Origin of the sequence: Blastomonas aquatica, assembly GCF_014639875.1 — a bacterium.
GTDB lineage: Bacteria > Pseudomonadota > Alphaproteobacteria > Sphingomonadales > Sphingomonadaceae > Blastomonas > Blastomonas aquatica.
This window is the reverse complement of sequence record NZ_BMGD01000004.1, coordinates 245,565-262,568: the sequence shown is the minus strand read 5'-3', so window position 1 is coordinate 262,568 and position 17,004 is coordinate 245,565. Positions and strand designations below refer to the sequence as shown.

The following is a 17,004-nucleotide window of genomic DNA, read 5'->3' as shown; positions in this document are numbered from 1 at the left end:
AACTTGTTTCAGCACCCATCGTGCCACAGCAGCCGAAGCCGCGTGGGGAGAAATGGGCCCTGAAACAAGTTCAGGATGACGGATTTTATGGGGCGGGCCAGACCAAGTGATCCGACCTCTCGTTATCCTGCTCGGTATCGCACTCGCCTGCGTATCACCCGCCGCCGCGCAGCCGGTGCCGATCACCATCGGCGAAACGCACACGCTGGCGTCGAAGCCATTGGCGCAGGACCGTACCGTCAACGTCTATCTGCCTGCAGATTACGCCACATCGGGCAAGACCTACCCCGTCCTGTATCTGATCGACGGCGGGTTGGATCAGGACTTTCTGCATATAACCGGCACCAGCGCACTTGGCGCACTCTGGGCGAGGTCGCAGGATGTGATCGTTGTCGGAATCGCCACGCAGGACCGCAGGCGCGAACTGACCGGGCCGACGCAGGACGCCGCGCTGCTCAAGGAGTTTCCGACCGCAGGCGGTTCGGCGGCATTCCGCGCGTTCATCCGCGACGAGGTCATACCGATGGTCGCGAAATCATACCGCAGCGCGGGCGAAACCGGCGTTATCGGCGAATCGCTCGCCGGGCTGTTCATCGTCGAGACCTATCTCACCGAGCCCGATCTGTTCGATCATTATGCCGCGATCAGCCCCAGCCTGTGGTGGGATGACGAGCGGCTGGCCAAGGCATCGGGCGCGTTTCTCGCCAAGCCTTCTGCCAAGCCGCACCGGTTGTATCTGACGATCGCCGATGAGGGCCGCGAGATGCAGACCGGGGTCGATCGGCTGATCGCCGCGCTGGGTGCCAGCAAACGTGCGGACCAGACCTGGTGCTACGCCCCGCGCCCCGACCTGACCCACGCCACCATCTATCACAGCGTCTCGCCCGAGGCGCTCCAGTTCCTTTTCCCAACTTCGGTCGCGCACGACCCAAAAAGTGGATTTGACATCACATGCCAATCACCAAAATCCTGATCGCCAACCGGGGCGAGATCGCCTGCCGGGTTATCCGCACCGCCCGCAAGATGGGCATCAAGACGGTGGCCGTCTATTCGGACGCCGATGCGCGCAGCCCCCATGTCGAGATGGCCGACGAGGCCGTGCATATCGGGCCGTCGCCTGCGTCTCAGTCGTATCTGCTCGCGGACAAGATCATCGAGGTGTGCAAGGCAACCGGGGCAGACGCAGTGCACCCCGGCTATGGCTTTCTGTCGGAGCGCACCAGCTTTGCCGAAGCACTGAAGGCAGCGGGCATCACCTTCATCGGCCCCCCTCCGGGCGCGATCGCCGCGATGGGCGACAAGATCGAATCGAAGAAACTTGCGCTGCAGGCGGGCGTCAATGTCGTCCCCGGTTTCGTTGGCGAGATCGACGATACCGAGCATGCGGTGCGGATCGCCGAAGAGATCGGCTATCCGGTGATGATGAAGGCCTCTGCCGGCGGTGGCGGCAAGGGCATGCGGCTCGCGTACAATGAGCAGGACGTGCGCGAAGGCTTCGAGGCGACCAAGCGCGAGGGGCTTGCCAGCTTTGGCGATGACCGCGTGTTCATCGAGAAGTTCATCCTCCAGCCGCGTCATATCGAGATTCAGGTGCTGGGCGATCAGCACGGCAACATCGTCTATCTGAACGAGCGCGAATGTTCGATCCAGCGCCGTCACCAGAAGGTGGTCGAAGAAGCGCCGTCGCCGTTCGTCACCCCCGAAATGCGCAAGAAGATGGGCGAGCAGGCTGTCGCGCTGGCACGTGCCGTCGGCTATTACAGCGCCGGCACGGTCGAGCTGATCGTCTCGGGCGCGGACAAGACCGGCGATGGCTTCTACTTCCTCGAAATGAACACCCGGCTTCAGGTCGAGCATCCCGTGACCGAACTGGTCACCGGGCTCGATCTGGTCGAACAGATGATCCGTGTCGCCAATGGCGAACCGCTCGGCTTCACCCAGGATGAAGTCAAACTTGAGGGCTGGGCGGTCGAGAACCGGGTGTATGCCGAAGATCCCTATCGCGGCTTCCTGCCCTCGATCGGCCGTCTGGTGCGCTACAACCCGCCCAAGCAGAAAAAGGGCGTGCGCGTCGACGACGGTGTCGAAGAGGGCGGCGAGGTCTCGATCCATTACGCCCCGATGATCGCCAAGCTGATCACCTATGGCGATACCCGGATCGAAGCGATCGACCGGCAGATCGCCGCGATCGACCGGTTCGAGCTCGAGGGCCCGGGGCACAATCTCGATTTTCTCTCCGCGCTGATGCAGCACCCGCGCTTCCGCTCGGGTGAGATCACGACCGGTTTCATCGCCGAGGAATATCCCGAAGGTTTCATGGGCGCGCCCGCGTCCCCCGAACTGCTTCAGCGGCTCGCGGCGATCGCAGCGTTCATTGCCACCGCCGAGGCCGACCGATCCTTGCGGGTCAGCGGTCAGCTTGGCAACCGGCTGACCCCACCATCCGAATGGCGCGTGCGCCAGGGCGATGTCGCGATGGAAGTCTCGGTCAGCGAAGACGCGATCGTTGTCGATGGCACGATCGTCGACATGAGCATGGGCTATACGCCCGGCGACCGGATGGCGATTGCCGACTTCGGCGATGAGGACGTAGCCGACGAGCTCGCGGTCAAGGTCGAGCGCACGCGCACCGGCTTTGCGTTGACCGCGCGCGGTGCAACCCACCGTTTCGAAGTGCTGCCCGCGCATGTTGCGCAGCATGCGCGCCACATGATCGAAAAGGTACCGCCCGATCTGTCGCGCTTCCTGTTATGCCCGATGCCGGGCCTCCTGGTGAAATTGCACGTCGCCGAGGGCGATACGGTGCAGGCAGGTCAGCCGCTCGCGATCGTCGAGGCGATGAAGATGGAAAACATCCTGCGCGCCGAAAAGACCGCGACGGTCAAGACAATCAACGCCGCCGAAGGCGATAGCCTTGCCGTCGATGCGGTCATCCTCGAGCTGGAATGACCGGTACGGCGTCAGTCGGTTCGGCAGTTGATTGCGCTCGAAATCGCCGCCATAGACTGACGCCATAACGGGGACGATTTTCGGGGAGATGCTGGATGGCCGCAACGGTCGCAGCGGACGCAACAGCAGATGGGACTACGGCCAAGCCGACCAAGTCGGAAATCCGGCTGGTCATAGGCGCATCATCGCTGGGCACCATTTTCGAATGGTATGATTTCTTCATCTACGGCACGCTCGCCGCGATCATCGGGCGGACGTTCTTTCCCAGCGGCAACGTGACGCTGGAGACGTTGCTGGTTTGGGCAGGGTTTGCCGTGGGCTTCGGCTTCCGCCCGCTGGGCGCGATCCTGTTCGGCTTTCTCGGCGACCGGCTGGGGCGCAAATACACCTTTCTGGTGACGGTGACGCTGATGGGAATCGCCACCGCCGGTGTCGGTCTGATCCCGTCGGCCGACAGCATCGGCATCGCCGCGCCGATCATCATCATTCTGCTGCGCATCCTTCAGGGGCTTGCGCTGGGCGGGGAGTATGGCGGCGCTGCAATCTATGTCTCGGAGCACGCACCACCCGAAAAGCGCGGTTTCTATACCAGCTTCATCCAGGCCAGCGTCGTCGGGGGCTTCGTGCTCAGCCTGATCGTCGTGCTGGGTTGCAAGGCGGTGATGCGCGATGAAACCTGGAATGACTGGGGCTGGCGCGTACCGTTCCTGCTGTCGCTGTTGCTGCTCGCGGTGTCTTTGTGGATGCGGCTCAAGCTGTCCGAAAGCCCGGTGTTCAAGGCCATGAAAGCCGATGGCGAGCTTGCCGGCAATCCGTTTGTCGAAAGCTTCACTTATCCCGGCAACAAGAAGCGGCTGTTCGTCGCTCTGTTCGGGATTGCCGCGGGCCTCACCGTGATCTGGTACACCGCGATGTTCTCTGCGCTGTCGTTCCTCAAAGGGCCGATGCGGGTGGATGACACTGCGGCTGAGATCATCGTTGGCGGGTCAGCCTGTATCTCGATGATGTTCTACATCTATTTCGGATCGCTGTCGGACAAGTTGGGCCGCAAGAAACCGATCGTGTGGGGCTATGCGTTGACCCTGGTGCTGGTGTTTCCGTTGTTCTGGCTGATCGGAAGCGTCGCCAATCCCGCGCTCAAGACCGCCATGGAGCGCGCGCCCGTCGTGATCTCGGGTCCGAATTGCGACTATTCGCCGTTCGCCAAGGAGCAGGAAACCGATTGCGGCAAGCTGCTTGCGCAGTTCACCGCCAAAGGCGTGGGGTACACGCTGACCCAGGGGCCACGCGTTGCGGTCAAGATCGGCGATGTCATTGTCTCCGACATCAGCAACGAAGGCGTCGATGCCGCGCTTGCAAATGCCGGATACGATTTCACGCCGCGCGTGCCGCCGATGGCCAGCATCGCGGTGATCGTGGCTGCGCTGGCAGGGCTGGGCGCGCTGTCGGCTGCAACCTATGGCCCGGTCGCCGCCTTGCTTTCCGAGATGTTCCCACCGCGGATCCGCTACAGCTCGATGTCGATCCCCTATCACTTTGGCACCGGCTATTTTGGTGGGTTTCTGCCGTTTATCGCCAGTTTCATCATCGCCAAGACCGGCAACCCCTATTCGGGGCTGTGGTACACCTGGGCCGTGGTGCTGATGGCGTTTCTGGTGAGCATGATCATGCTGCAGGAAACCCACCGGCCGGGCGTGGAGCCGGAACATCGCTGAGATCGAACAGGCCTGCGCCAACATGCGGCTGGTTTTCGATGGCGCTGCGCTCGTGTCGAACTGGCAGGCGCTGGGCTGGCTGAGCGAACCGGCGAGCGCGGGGGCTGCGGTCAAGGCCGATGGCTATGGCCTGGGCGCGCGCGATGTCGTGGCGCGGTTGTCGGCTGCGGGTTGCCGCGATTTCTTCGTCGCGCATTGGGCAGAGGCGCAAGCGCTGGCCGGGCTGGTCGATCCTGCGCGCATATCGGTGTTGCACGGGATCGCGCCGGGCGAGGAAGCGCTGGCCAAGGCCATCGGCGCGGTGCCGGTGCTCAACAGCACCGATCAGATCGCGCGCTGGCGTTCGATGGGCGGCGGCACCTGTCATGTCATGATAGACACCGGCATGGGGCGGCTGGGGCTCGACTGGCGCGAAGATGTCGCAGGGCACTGCACAGGGCTGGATATCGATCTTTGCATGAGCCACCTCGCCTCCGCCGATGAGGATAGCGCGCAGAATGAGACGCAGCGCCTCAGGTTCGACGAGGTCCGAACTGGGGTGAGTGCCCGCCGCTACAGCCTCGCCAACAGCGCGGGGATCGGGCTCGGCAGTGGCTATCGCTATGATTGTACGCGGCCAGGTCTTGCGCTGTATGGCGGGGTCCCCTGCGGCGCGCTCGCCGGCATCATCAACCCCGTCATGCGGATCGAGACGCGGGTGCTCCAGGTCCGGCAGATGCAGGCGGGTGACAGCATCGGCTATGGCGCGACTTTCACCGCACCGGCGGCTATGCGCACCGCGACTTTGTCGCTGGGCTATGCCGATGGCTTCAAGCGCGGGCTATCGGGGATCGGAGGCTTCGCCCACAACGGTGCGCGGCTGCCGTTGCTGGGGCGGGTGTCGATGGATCTCACCTGCATCGACATCAGCGCTGCGCCCGATCTGGGCGAAGGCGACTGGATCACCGCCGATTTCGATCTGCCCGCAGCAGAGGCCGCGACCGGGATCAGCCAGTATGAATGGCTGACCCAGATTGGACGACGCTTCGAGCGGATCTGGGTGGATTGAAAAGCTGTCGCATCAAATTCCGTTTTCCGGCGAAAGCCGGAATCCAGAGCCATTACAATGCAATTTGACCCCTGAATTCCGGCTTTCGCCGGAAAACAAGGGTACCTTTACCGCTCGATGCACACTGCAATGCCCATGCCGCCACCGATGCACAAGGTGGCGAGGCCCTTCTTCACATCGCGGCGACCCATTTCGTAGAGCAACGTCGTCAGCACGCGCGCGCCGCTGGCGCCGATCGGGTGGCCGATGGCGATTGCGCCACCATTGACGTTTACCTTTTCCGGATCCCAGCCCATTTCCTGGGTGACCGAAAGTGCCTGCGCGGCGAAGGCTTCGTTCGATTCGATCAGGTCGAGATCCGCAATGCTCCAGCCCGCCTTGGAAAGCGCGCGGCGGCTGGCCGAGACCGGGCCGATGCCCATCAGCGCAGGGTCGACGCCCATCGAGGCCCAGCTTGCGATGCGGCCCAGCGGGGTGAGACCGCGCTTGGCGGCGTCTTCCTCGCGCATCAGCACCAGAGCCGCCGCGCCGTCGTTGAGCCCGCTCGCATTGGCCGCGGTAACCGATCCGTCCTTCTTGAATGCGGGCTTGAGCCCAGCAACGCTTTCATAGGTTGCTCCGGCGCGGATATATTCGTCATCGGTGACGGTGATGTCGCCCTTGCGGCCCTTGATCGTGACTGGCGCGATCTCGTCCATGAAACGGCCGTCGGCGCGGGCTTGTTCGGCGAGGTTCTGAGACCGCACCGCAAAGCGATCCTGTGCCTCGCGGCTGATCTGGTACTTTTCGGCGAGGTTCTCGGCGGTGATTCCCATGTGGTACTGGTTGAACACATCGGTGAGGCCATCATAGACCATCGTGTCGACGAGCTTCAGGTCACCCATCTTCTGACCGGCACGGATCATCTGGCAATGCGGCGACATCGACATGTTTTCCTGGCCACCCGCAACGATGATATCGGCGTCGCCATTCGCGATCGACTGGAAGCCCAAAGCGACCGCACGCAGGCCCGATCCGCAGACCTGGTTGACGCCATAGGCTGGCACTTCCTTGGGGATGCCGGAATTGATCGATGCCTGTCGTGCCGGGTTCTGGCCCTGTCCTGCGGTCAGCACCTGGCCCAGGATCACTTCTGAAACATCCTCGCCGCTCAAGCCCGATTGGGCGAGCGCTGCCTCGATTGCGATCCGGCCAAGCTCGTGCGCAGGGGTAGCTGCATAAGCGCCCAGAAAGCTGCCGACCGGGGTCCGCTTGGCAGCGGTGATGACGATGCTGGACATATTGGGTGTCTCCATTTGCACAAGGGTTTGGCTGGGGAAAAATGCTCTGTGCCTAGTTAGGCGTTTCGTGTGCCAGAATCCATTGTTTCAACATCGGCCAGAGCTGTTTTGGCCCGTTGCTGCCGACGACCATGCCGACATGCCCCGATGCCAGCACCTGCCGACCGGGCAGATCGGGCGAACAGGCCAATGGCACGATGGCGTCGCTGGCCGAGGCGAACTCGAGGACCGGCCCGCGCAGGTTTTGCGCGCAGATCGGCACGCCACCGACGATCCATTCCCCCTTGCCGGTGATATCCCCGCCATAGAGCTGTTCGAACAGTTGCTCGCCCAGGGCGAACGGCAGCGGTTCGCCGCCATTGGCCCAGTCTTCGATCGCGACGAACCGGCGCGCCGGGGCGCTGTCCGGCTCCATGCCACCGAACTTCAGATATTTCTCGACCAGCTTGTCGGGCGACAAGGTCCAAAAGCCGTGTTGCATCACCTCCATCGGCACCAGCCCCATCTGCTCGCATGCAGGTCGGTGGTGCGCCCACATCCGCATGAGTTCCGCGCGGCGTTCAGGCTCGTAGCCACCAAAATGCCAGGGCGTTGCGATCAGCGTCAGACTGCGCACATCGGTAAGGCAGGCCGCCGCCATCGCGATCAGCCCGCCAAGGCAATATCCCACCAGATGGACCGGCCCGGGCAGTTGCGACAGAAGCGGCAGCAATCGGTCGGTGACCAAAGTGTCGAGCGTATCTGCGCGATCACTGGGTGCGGTGGCGCCCCAGTCGACCAGCGCCGATGCGATACCCTGGTCGGCCAGCCAGCCCATCAGCGAGCAATCCGCGTCCATGTCGAGCACATGCGGCGCGTTGATCGGGGAGGGGACGAATACGATCTGCGGCGTCCCGTGCGGGGACACTGGCTGGGGTGCGCGGGCAATGACGCTGCGCAGCATTGTCTTGCCGTGGTGCAGCAAAACCTCACCGGGAGGCCGCATGAAGCCGCGGTCTGCGGCGCTGTACCGCTCAAGTGATTGCAATAGCGAAAGCAGGCGCGCCGGGTCGTCGGCGAGCTGTTGGCGGGCGAGCGCAAGGAAAAGCGGTAACGGACGGGGCGCATGTTGCAGTGCACTATGATGCGGTGCTACAGTAGCGAAGCTTTTATCGGGAGATGCGCGCATGGCCAAATCTGGCACCTCGGATTCGGATGATGTCATCATCATCAAAAAATACGCCAATCGCCGTCTGTATAACACCCGGTCATCGAGCTATATCACGCTCGACTTTTTGGCCAAGCTGACACGCGAAGGCAAGGATTTCCAGGTCGTCGATGCCAAGTCGGGCGACGACATCACCCACAACATCCTCACCCAGATCATCATGGAAGAAGAGTCGAGCGGCCAGCAGATGCTCCCGGTTGGCTTCCTGCGCGAACTGATCTCGATGTACGGCAATTCGATGCAGTCGATGATCCCGCAATATCTCGAGGCATCGATGGACGCCTTCCGCAAAAACCAGGAAAAATTCCACACCGCGATGGAAGGCAGCATCAAGAACAGCCCCTTCGCGCAGCTTGCCCGCCAGAACCTCGCAATGTTCGAGGCCGCCTCGAGCGCGTTCACCCCGCGCAAGGACAAGGGCGCGGGTGAGCCTGCGCAGCCAGGTGGCGCGCTGGTTCCGGCAACGACATCGGCATCGTCCGAGGACGAGATCGCAACGTTGAAGGCGCAGCTGTCGGCGATGCAGCGCAAGATCGACGATCTAGTCGACAAAAAATAACCCCATAAGGTCCGCTATCAAACGGGTGATTGCGCAGATGCTCGCGCTGGCCTAGGCACGCGGGCCTTGTTTGAGTGCATCAGGATCGAGCTTACAGTGACCAAGAAAAACGCGCTGCCCGTCACCCGGGAGGAAGACTTCGCCGCATGGTATCAGGCGGTCATCCAGGAAGCCGATCTGGCCGAAGAATCGGGTGTGCGCGGCTGCATGATCATGCGCCCCTGGGGCTATGGCATCTGGGAGAGAATGCAGATGCTGCTCGACCGGCAGATCAAGGAAACCGGTCACGAGAACTGCTATTTTCCGCTGTTCATCCCGTTGAGCTACTTCGCCAAGGAAGCCGAGCACGTCGAAGGCTTTGCCAAGGAAATGGCGGTGGTCACCCATCACCGGCTCAAGATGGAAGACGGCCAGTTGGTTGTCGATCCCGAAGCCAAGCTCGAAGAGCCCCTAGTGGTCCGTCCGACGTCCGAAACCGTCATCGGCACGGCGTTCTCGCGCTGGCTGCAAAGCTGGCGTGATCTTCCGATCATGGTCAACCAGTGGGCCAACGTCGTCCGCTGGGAAATGCGCACCCGCATGTTCCTGCGCACCGCCGAGTTTCTCTGGCAGGAAGGCCACACCGCGCACGAAAGCGAAGCTGATGCGATGGCCGAAACGCTGACCATCCTGGCGATGTATCGCGATTTCGCTCAGGGTCCTCTGGCGATGCCGGTGATCGCAGGCGAAAAGCCGGAGAACGAGCGTTTCCCTGGTGCAGTGGCGACCTATTCGATCGAAGCGATGATGCAGGATGGCAAGGCGCTTCAGGCGGGAACCTCGCATTATCTCGGGCAGAATTTCGCGCACGCGCAGAACATCCGCTTCCAGGACCGCGAAGGCCAGTTCCAGTTTGCGCATACCACCAGTTGGGGTGTTTCGACGCGCCTGGTCGGCGGCGTGATCATGACGCATGGCGACGACGATGGTCTCAAGGTTCCGCCGCAGGTTGCGCCGCACCAGATCGTGATCGTGCCGATGCTGCGCGAGACCCCCGAGGATGACGCGCTGCTGGCCTATTGCACCAAGATCCGTACCGCGCTGATCGATTCCAGCGCGTTCGGCGAACCGCTGCGCGTGCTGATCGACAAGAAGGCGGGCAAGCCCGGTCCCAAGCGCTGGAGCTGGGTCAAGAAGGGTGCGCCGATCATCCTCGAGATCGGCGGGCGCGATGCTGCCGGTGAACAGGTCACCATGCTGCGCCGCGATGCGCTGTATACCGAAGACGGCAAGCTCGACAATCAGGCGATGCACTGGGAATCGTTTGTGGGGCAAGCGCCGGCTCTGCTCGACCAGATCCAGACATTGATGTTCTGCGCTGCCAAGCAACGGCTTGATGCCCATGTGCGTAACGACATTACGAACATGGACGAGCTCAAGGCACATTTCGCTGGCAGCAAGTACCCAGGCTGGGTCGCGGTGGACTGGTGCCGCCCGACCGGCGAGGCGCTGGACAAGGTCGTCGAGCAACTGAAGGCGCTCAAGCTCACCATCCGCAACACCCCAGAAAATTCAGGTCCTGCGGGCGCGGTCTGCTTCTTTACCGGCAACCCTGCGGTCGAGCGCGTTCTGCTCGCCCGGGCTTATTGAGCGGCAGTTGGCGCAGGATCGTCCCGGCAAGCCGAAGGGTCCTCGCGCGTATGACGGGGGCATGCCCGATCGCGCGGAGATCCTGAAGTTCATCACCGAATCGTACGAGCCTGCGGGCAAGCGCGAGATCGCCAAGCACTTCAAGCTGCGCGGGGCCGAGAAGATCGCGCTCAAGGCTCTGCTCAAGGATATGGCAGACGAAGGCCTGATCGACAGCGCGCCGGGGCGGGCGTTCCACAAGATGGGTGGGCTGCCCAAGGTCACCGTTCTGAAGATCATCGAGGTCGAGGGCCGCGAACTGATCGGCATTCCCGACAACTGGCAGGCCGATGGCGTTCCGGTGCCCAAGGTGCGGATTTCCGAACGTGGCCGTTCGGGCGCCTTGGCGGTGGGTGACCGGGTGCTGGCGCGCACCGAAGAGGCTGGCGGCGGTCATCGCGCATTCGTGATGAAGAAGCTGCAGCGCGCCGGCGAGCAACTGCTCGGCGTGGTCCAGCGCGACGAGGGCAATGGCAAATTGTGGCTCAAGCCGGTCGACAAGCGCATCCGGCGCCTGGTGCCGATCTCCGATCAAGGCAAGGCCGAGGTCGGGCAGCTGGTAATGGCCGAACAGAGCGGGTTGCGCGATCGGGTTACCGCCAAGGTCACCGAAGTGTTGGGCGAACCGTTTGCGCCGCGCTCGTTCAGCATGATCGCGATCCACAAGTTCGGCATTCCGATGGAGTTCGCGGCCGAGGCGATCACCGAGGCCGAGCTGGCATCGAAACTGCCGCTGACCACCGAGGCGCGCGAGGATCTGCGTCACCTGCCGATCGTCGCGATCGATCCGGTCGATGCGCGCGATCATGATGACGCGATCTGGGCCGCGCCTGATGATCACCCCGGCAACCCGGGCGGCTATCGGGCGATCGTCGCGATTGCCGACGTCTCCTATTACGTCCGCCCGGGCGGTGCTATCGACCGCGCGGCGCGCAAGCGCGGCAACAGCGTCTATTTCCCTGACCGTGTCGTGCCGATGCTGCCCGAAGTGCTTTCAGCGGACATGTGCTCGCTCAAGGCGGATCAGGACCGTGCGGCTATGGTCTGCCATCTGGTGATCGATGCCCATGGCAAGCTCAAGGACTGGCGCTTCTCCCGCGCATTGGTGCGGCTGGCAGCGAACATCGCGTATGAAGACGCGCAGGCGGCGATCGATGGCACTAAGCCGCATCCGCTGGCCGAAACCGCGCTCAAGCCGCTGTGGGCGTGCTGGAAGCTGCTCTACAAGGCACGGCATGCGCGCGAGCCGCTTGATCTCGATCTGCCCGAGCGGCGGATCGTGCTTGACGAGACCGGACGCATTGTCAGCGTCGCCACCCGCGAACGGCTCGATGCGCACCGGTTGGTCGAGGATTTCATGATCGCGGCCAATGTCGCGGCGGCCAAGGCGCTGGAGGGCAAGAAGGCTCCGGTGGTCTACCGCGTCCACGAACCGCCCTCGCGCGAGAAGCTGGTTGCGCTCAAGGACTATCTCGAGACGTTCGAAATATCGTTCGCGCTGGGCCAGGTCGTCCGGCCCAAGACGTTCAACGCCATCCTCGCCAAGGTCACCGACGAGACCATCAGGCCGATGGTGATGGAGCAGGTGCTGCGCAGCCAGACCCAGGCCTATTACGGCCCCCGCAATCTGGGGCATTTCGGGCTGTCGCTCGGCTCCTATGGACACTTCACAAGCCCGATCCGCCGCTACGCCGATCTGTTGCTGCACCGCGCGCTGGTCGACGGCTTCAAGCTCGAACAGCCAGCGCCTGCCAGCGCCGACATTCCGCCGATGACTGGCCTCAGCGAGCAGGACGTAGCCTCGCTCGATCGCATCTGCCAGCTGATCAGCAGTTTCGAGCGCCGCGCGATGGAGGCCGAGCGCGAAACGGTGGACCGCTATGTTGCAGCGTTCCTCGCCACCCGCATTGGCGAGGTGCACAAGGTGCGGATCACCGGGGTGCAGAATTTTGGCTTCTTTGCGACCATCGAGGAATTCGGTGGCGACGGCCTGGTCCCGGTCTCGACGTTGGGGGCGGAGCGCTTCTGGTATGACGAGAAGGCACAGACGCTGACCGGCGAGACGACCGGCGAGCAATATGCCGTCGGTCAGCGGCTCGAACTGCGACTGGTCGAGGCCGATCCGGTGACAGGCGCGATCAAGTTCGAGCTGCCCGAGGGCGGCAACTTTATGCGCGAGCCCTATCGCGGTCGCCCAGGCAACAAGCCGTCACGGCCACCGATCAAGCGGCGCGGTCGCCCGGGCAACATCCGTCACCAGAGCCGCTAACGCCGCGGAGTGCCGGTCAGGACATCCTGTCGATTTCGGCGTCGGTCAGGCCACCCGGAACGATGGTCAGCGGGCAGGGCAGTGCGCCTGCATCGGGCCCGGCAAAATGCGTGATCAACGGCCCTGGCGCGCCCGTCGCTGCCGCGCCCAGCACCAGCATCGCCAGATCCGGACATTCGAGCATGTAGTTGCGGATCTCCTTGGTGGCATCGCCCATCCGCACGGTGATCACCGGGCGCTGGCCCATCTCGTCGAACAATGTACCCGCTGCATCGGCGACCAGGGTTTCGGCCCGGCTGCGCGCCTCATCCTCGATCGTCGCCTGCACGCCGCCCCAGGCGACGAAGTCCTGCTTGGGCACCAGCGCCAGAATATGGACCTGCCCCCCGGTATGCTGGGCCCTCCGCGAAGCGAAACGAAGTGCGCTCAGCGCCTCGCTGGTTTCATCCATGATGACCAGATATACTCGCATAATCCTGCTGCCCCGTTTGTTACGCGATAGCCTGCGCCAAAATGATAGGTGTGGCAAGGGCATGCCCCCTTGACCCTACGGACCTAAGCGCCGAGAACGACCCCCGTTATCGAATTGGCGCACCTGAATCGGGGGAAAACACCCAATGCCCATCAATCTAAAAATGCCCGCCCTGTCGCCCACGATGGAGGAGGGTACCCTCGCCAAATGGCTGGTCAAGGAGGGCGATACCGTTGCCTCGGGCGATCTGTTGGCCGAGATCGAGACCGACAAGGCCACGATGGAATTCGAGGCGGTCGACGAAGGCGTGATCGCGAAAATCGTGATCCCCGAAGGGACCGACAATGTGAAGGTGGGCGAGGTCATCGCGATCATCGCCGCCGAGGGTGAGGACGTCAGCGATGCGCCTGCCGCCGCTGCGCCGGCGCCCGCTCCGACGGCGTCCGCTCCGACACCTGCTCCTGCTGCGAAGGAAGAGGCCAAGGCTGAACCGGCACCAGCACCAACGCCCGCGCCCGCTCCTGCGGCTTCGTCCGATGACGATCGCGTCAAGGCCAGCCCGCTGGCCAAGCGCATCGCTGCGGCCAAGGGCATCGATCTGGCAACGATCAAGGGCACCGGCCCGGGTGGCCGCATCGTCAAGGCCGATGTCGAGGACGCCAAGCCGGGCGAGGCCAAGGCTGCAGCACCTGCACCGGCGTCGGCACCCGCCGCTTCGGCCGAGGCTGCGCCTGCTGCGGCGACACCCGCGCCGTTCGAGACCGATATTCCGCACGAGGAGACCAAGCTCTCCAATATGCGCAAGACGATCGCGCGCCGTCTGACCGAAGCCAAGCAGACGATCCCGCACATCTACCTGACCCTCGACATCCAGCTCGACAAGTTGCTCAAGCTGCGCGGCGAGCTCAACAAGGCGCTCGAGGCGCAAGGGATCAAGCTCTCGGTCAACGATCTGCTGATCAAGGCGCTTGCCAAGGCGCTGATCCAGGTGCCCAAGTGCAACGTCAGCTTCGCGGGCAACACGCTGATCAGCTACGCCCGCGCCGATATCTCTGTCGCGGTGAGCACGCCTGCGGGTCTGATCACGCCGATCATCGTTGGCGCCGAAACCAAGGCGGTCGGCGCGATCTCGACCGAAATGAAGGAACTCGCCGGCCGTGCCAAGGAAGGCAAATTGCAGCCGCACGAGTACCAGGGCGGCACCGCGAGCCTTTCCAACATGGGCATGTTCGGGATCAAACACTTCGAAGCGGTGATCAACCCGCCCCAGGCGATGATCATGGCGATCGGTGCGGGCGAAAAGCGGCCGTACATCGTCGATGACGCGCTCGGCATCGCCACCGTGATGAGCGCCACCGGCAGCTTCGACCACCGCGCCATCGACGGCGCCGACGGCGCGCAGCTGATGCAGGCGTTCAAGGAGCTTTGCGAGAACCCGCTGGGGATGCTGGCGTAAGGCGTTCTGGCTGATGACGCGCGATCCTCAAAGCCCCTCTCCCCTTGCGGGAGAGGGGTTGGGGAGAGGGGGGCGGCGCGACAGCGACGCTACTTCGCCGACCGCTCCATCTGCCGCAACACTGCGCACCCGCGCGAAAGCGATGCGCAGCGAGCCGACCGATGCAGAACTCAAGCTCTGGCAGATCCTGCGCGGCAAGCGGTTCGCCGGGTTCAAGTTCAAGCGGCAGGTGCCGATCGATCGCTACATCGCGGACTTCGTGTGCTTTGCGCAACGGGTGATCATCGAGGCGGATGGGTCGCAGCATGTTGAGAGTGCCTATGACGCCACACGCGACGCGTACCTGCGCAAAGAAGGGTTCACCGTGCTGCGATTTTCGAATTACGACATTCTGACGAACGACGATGGGGTGGGTGAGATGATATTGGGGGTGTTGCATGGCGACGAGCAGGCCATTGAGGCCTGTTCGTCGCTCCCCCTCTCCCCAACCCCTCTCCCGCAAGGGGAGAGGGGCTTAGCGGATGCACGTCATCCCCAAGGCATGCACCCATGACCATCCTCATCTTCATCCTGCGTCGGCTGCTGCTCCCAACCGCGATCGCCACGCTCGTCGGGCGGTTCGCGTTCAATCTGTCGCAGACCGGGGCGCTCAACATTTCCGAGACGTTCGTCGATACCGCCGACGCGTTCTACACCGTGGTGATGGTGTTCGTCATCCTGCTGGCGACCGCGCTGGCGGCGCTCGCATTGGCCCGGACCAACCTGCACCCGCTGATCCGCGTGCCGCTCCTGCTCGCGGTCGCCGCGGGTAGCGGGTTTGCGCTGGTGCTGTATCTCACCGAAGTTGTAGCTTATGCTGAGCTTGTCTACGCCCCCGCAGTGGCTTGCTGCACCGTGTGGATGCTCTGCAACCTTGACCTTCTGAAACGCCGAAAGAGAAAGACCGTTCATGGCTGAAACCTTTGACCTCATCGTGCTGGGCTCGGGCCCCGGCGGCTATGTCTCGGCGATCCGCGCGGCGCAGTTGGGCCTCAAGGTCGCGATCGTCGAGCGCGAGAAGCTGGGCGGCATCTGCCTCAACTGGGGTTGCATCCCCACCAAGGCGCTGCTGCGCACCTCGGAAATCTTCCACTACATGACGCACGCGGGCAATTACGGCCTCACCGCCGACAAGGTCGGCTATGAGCTCGACAAGATCGTCGCGCGCAGCCGTCAGGTCTCGGGCCAGCTCAACGCCGGCGTCAAGGGGCTGATGAAGAAGAACAAGATCACCGTGGTCGAAGGCACCGGCAAGCTCACCGGCAAGGGCAAGCTCAGCGTCACCCAGGGCGACCAGACCCGCGAGCTCGAGGCCAAGGAGATCATCGTCGCCACCGGAGCGCGCGCGCGCGACCTGCCGTTCGCCAAGGCCGATGGCAAGCACATCTGGACCTATCGCCACGCGATGACCCCGACCGAAATGCCGAGCAAATTGCTGGTCATCGGATCGGGCGCGATCGGCGTCGAGTTCGCCAGCTTCTACTCCGACATGGGCGCAGACGTCACCATCGTCGAAATGCTCGACCGCGTGCTGCCGGTGGAAGACGCCGATGTCAGCGCGTTCATGGAAAAGGCGCTCAAGAAGCAGAAGATGACCATCCTCACCGGCGCAGGGGTAGAGGCGCTGACCGACACGGGGAAGGGCGTGACGGCCAAAATCAAGACCAGGGACGGCAAGAGCGAGGAGCACCAGTTCAGCCACGCTATCGTCGCGATCGGTATCGTACCCAATACCGAGGATATCGGGCTCGAGGCTTTGGGCGTGAAGACCGAGCGCGGCCATATCGTGGTCGACGGCTTTGGCCAGACCAACGTGCCCGGCATCCGCGCGATCGGCGATGTCACCGGCCCGCCCTGGCTGGCGCACAAGGCGAGCCACGAGGGCATCATCGCGGTCGAACATATCGCGGGCAAGAACCCGCACCCGTTCGAAACCTGGAACATCCCCGGCTGCACGTATTCGCGCCCCCAGGTCGCCAGCGTCGGTCTCACCGAGGCAAAGGCCAAGGAGGCCGGACACGAGGTCAAGGTCGGCAACTTCCCCTTCATCGGCAACGGCAAGGCGATCGCGCTGGGCGAGGCCGAAGGCTTCATCAAGACCGTGTTCGACGCCAAGACCGGCGAGCTATTGGGCGCGCACATGATCGGCGCGGAAGTGACCGAACTCATCCAGGGATATGTCATCGCCCGCCAGTTAGAGACCACCGAGGAAGAGCTGATGCACACGGTCTTCGCGCACCCGACGCTGAGCGAGATGATGCACGAGGGTGTGTTGTCAGCGTATGGGCGGGCGGTGCATTTTTGAGGGGGTGAGTTTCGATGACGTCGATTGGCGGCTAAAA

The 17,004-nt window shown here is 63.3% G+C and carries 14 protein-coding genes; 11 read left to right on the top strand and 3 right to left on the bottom strand.

From position 1 onward, the window contains the following. Positions 1 to 106: 106 nt before the first annotated feature. From IEW00_RS13065 to alr, 4 genes are all read left to right on the top strand, one after another. Complete coding sequence (locus IEW00_RS13065; RefSeq protein WP_308419337.1) at positions 107 to 973, top strand: alpha/beta hydrolase; 867 nt, start codon at positions 107 to 109, stop codon at positions 971 to 973. Beyond that, positions 952 to 2,949, top strand: a complete 1,998-nt coding sequence (locus tag IEW00_RS13060; protein ID WP_188514842.1) for an acetyl-CoA carboxylase biotin carboxylase subunit — start codon at positions 952 to 954, stop codon at positions 2,947 to 2,949. Before IEW00_RS13065 ends, IEW00_RS13060 begins: the two co-directional genes overlap by 22 nt. Before the next feature lie 95 nt (positions 2,950 to 3,044). Then, positions 3,045 to 4,664 (top strand): MFS transporter, encoded by a 1,620-nt coding sequence (locus tag IEW00_RS13055; protein ID WP_188514841.1) that lies wholly within the window; start codon positions 3,045 to 3,047, stop codon positions 4,662 to 4,664. 22 nt (positions 4,665 to 4,686) lie between these two features. Beyond that, entirely contained in the window at positions 4,687 to 5,712 is a 1,026-nt protein-coding gene (gene alr, locus IEW00_RS13050) for an alanine racemase (protein WP_188514840.1), read from the top strand. A gap of 107 nt (positions 5,713 to 5,819) precedes the next feature. Here alr and IEW00_RS13045 read toward each other — a convergent pair whose 3' ends face one another. Together IEW00_RS13045 and IEW00_RS13040 are read right to left on the bottom strand one after the other, a co-directional pair. Beyond that, positions 5,820 to 6,992 carry an acetyl-CoA C-acetyltransferase gene (locus IEW00_RS13045; RefSeq protein WP_188514839.1) on the bottom strand — a complete coding sequence of 391 codons (1,173 nt, stop codon included), beginning with the start codon at positions 6,990 to 6,992 and terminating at the stop codon, positions 5,820 to 5,822. Positions 6,993 to 7,044: 52 nt separating this feature from the next. Continuing rightward, a complete protein-coding gene (locus IEW00_RS13040; protein ID WP_229737028.1) occupies positions 7,045 to 7,935 on the bottom strand; it encodes an alpha/beta fold hydrolase in 891 nt (296 codons plus the stop codon). A gap of 223 nt (positions 7,936 to 8,158) precedes the next feature. Here IEW00_RS13040 and phaR point away from each other — a divergent pair, with 223 nt between their 5' ends. The 3 genes from phaR to rnr all read left to right on the top strand — a co-directional run bounded on the left by phaR (position 8,159) and on the right by rnr (position 12,695). Beyond that, entirely contained in the window at positions 8,159 to 8,758 is a 600-nt protein-coding gene (phaR, locus tag IEW00_RS13035; RefSeq protein WP_188514837.1) for a polyhydroxyalkanoate synthesis repressor PhaR, read from the top strand. Positions 8,759 to 8,854: 96 nt separating this feature from the next. Then, entirely contained in the window at positions 8,855 to 10,387 is a 1,533-nt protein-coding gene (gene proS / locus IEW00_RS13030; protein ID WP_188514836.1) for a proline--tRNA ligase, read from the top strand. A 61-nt stretch (positions 10,388 to 10,448) separates the two neighbouring features. Further along, positions 10,449 to 12,695 carry a ribonuclease R gene (gene rnr, locus IEW00_RS13025; RefSeq protein WP_188514835.1) on the top strand — a complete coding sequence of 749 codons (2,247 nt, stop codon included), beginning with the start codon at positions 10,449 to 10,451 and terminating at the stop codon, positions 12,693 to 12,695. A 16-nt stretch (positions 12,696 to 12,711) separates the two neighbouring features. Here the strand turns inward: rnr and IEW00_RS13020 are convergent, their stop codons facing one another. Then, entirely contained in the window at positions 12,712 to 13,167 is a 456-nt protein-coding gene (locus tag IEW00_RS13020) for a universal stress protein (RefSeq protein ID WP_188514834.1), read from the bottom strand. Between the two features lie 145 nt (positions 13,168 to 13,312). Between IEW00_RS13020 and IEW00_RS13015 the strand changes: the two genes are divergently transcribed. The 4 genes from IEW00_RS13015 to lpdA are packed head-to-tail and all read left to right on the top strand — an operon-like array spanning position 13,313 to position 16,967. Beyond that, entirely contained in the window at positions 13,313 to 14,623 is a 1,311-nt protein-coding gene (locus IEW00_RS13015) for a pyruvate dehydrogenase complex dihydrolipoamide acetyltransferase (protein ID WP_188514833.1), read from the top strand. 13 nt (positions 14,624 to 14,636) lie between these two features. After that, positions 14,637 to 15,176 (top strand): endonuclease domain-containing protein, encoded by a 540-nt coding sequence (locus tag IEW00_RS13010; protein ID WP_188514832.1) that lies wholly within the window; start codon positions 14,637 to 14,639, stop codon positions 15,174 to 15,176. Then, positions 15,173 to 15,580 carry a hypothetical protein gene (locus tag IEW00_RS13005; protein WP_188514831.1) on the top strand — a complete coding sequence of 136 codons (408 nt, stop codon included), beginning with the start codon at positions 15,173 to 15,175 and terminating at the stop codon, positions 15,578 to 15,580. The genes IEW00_RS13010 and IEW00_RS13005 overlap by 4 nt, the downstream gene beginning before the upstream one ends. Then, positions 15,573 to 16,967 (top strand): dihydrolipoyl dehydrogenase, encoded by a 1,395-nt coding sequence (gene lpdA, locus IEW00_RS13000; protein WP_188514830.1) that lies wholly within the window; start codon positions 15,573 to 15,575, stop codon positions 16,965 to 16,967. Before IEW00_RS13005 ends, lpdA begins: the two co-directional genes overlap by 8 nt. Positions 16,968 to 17,004: the final 37 nt, after the last annotated feature.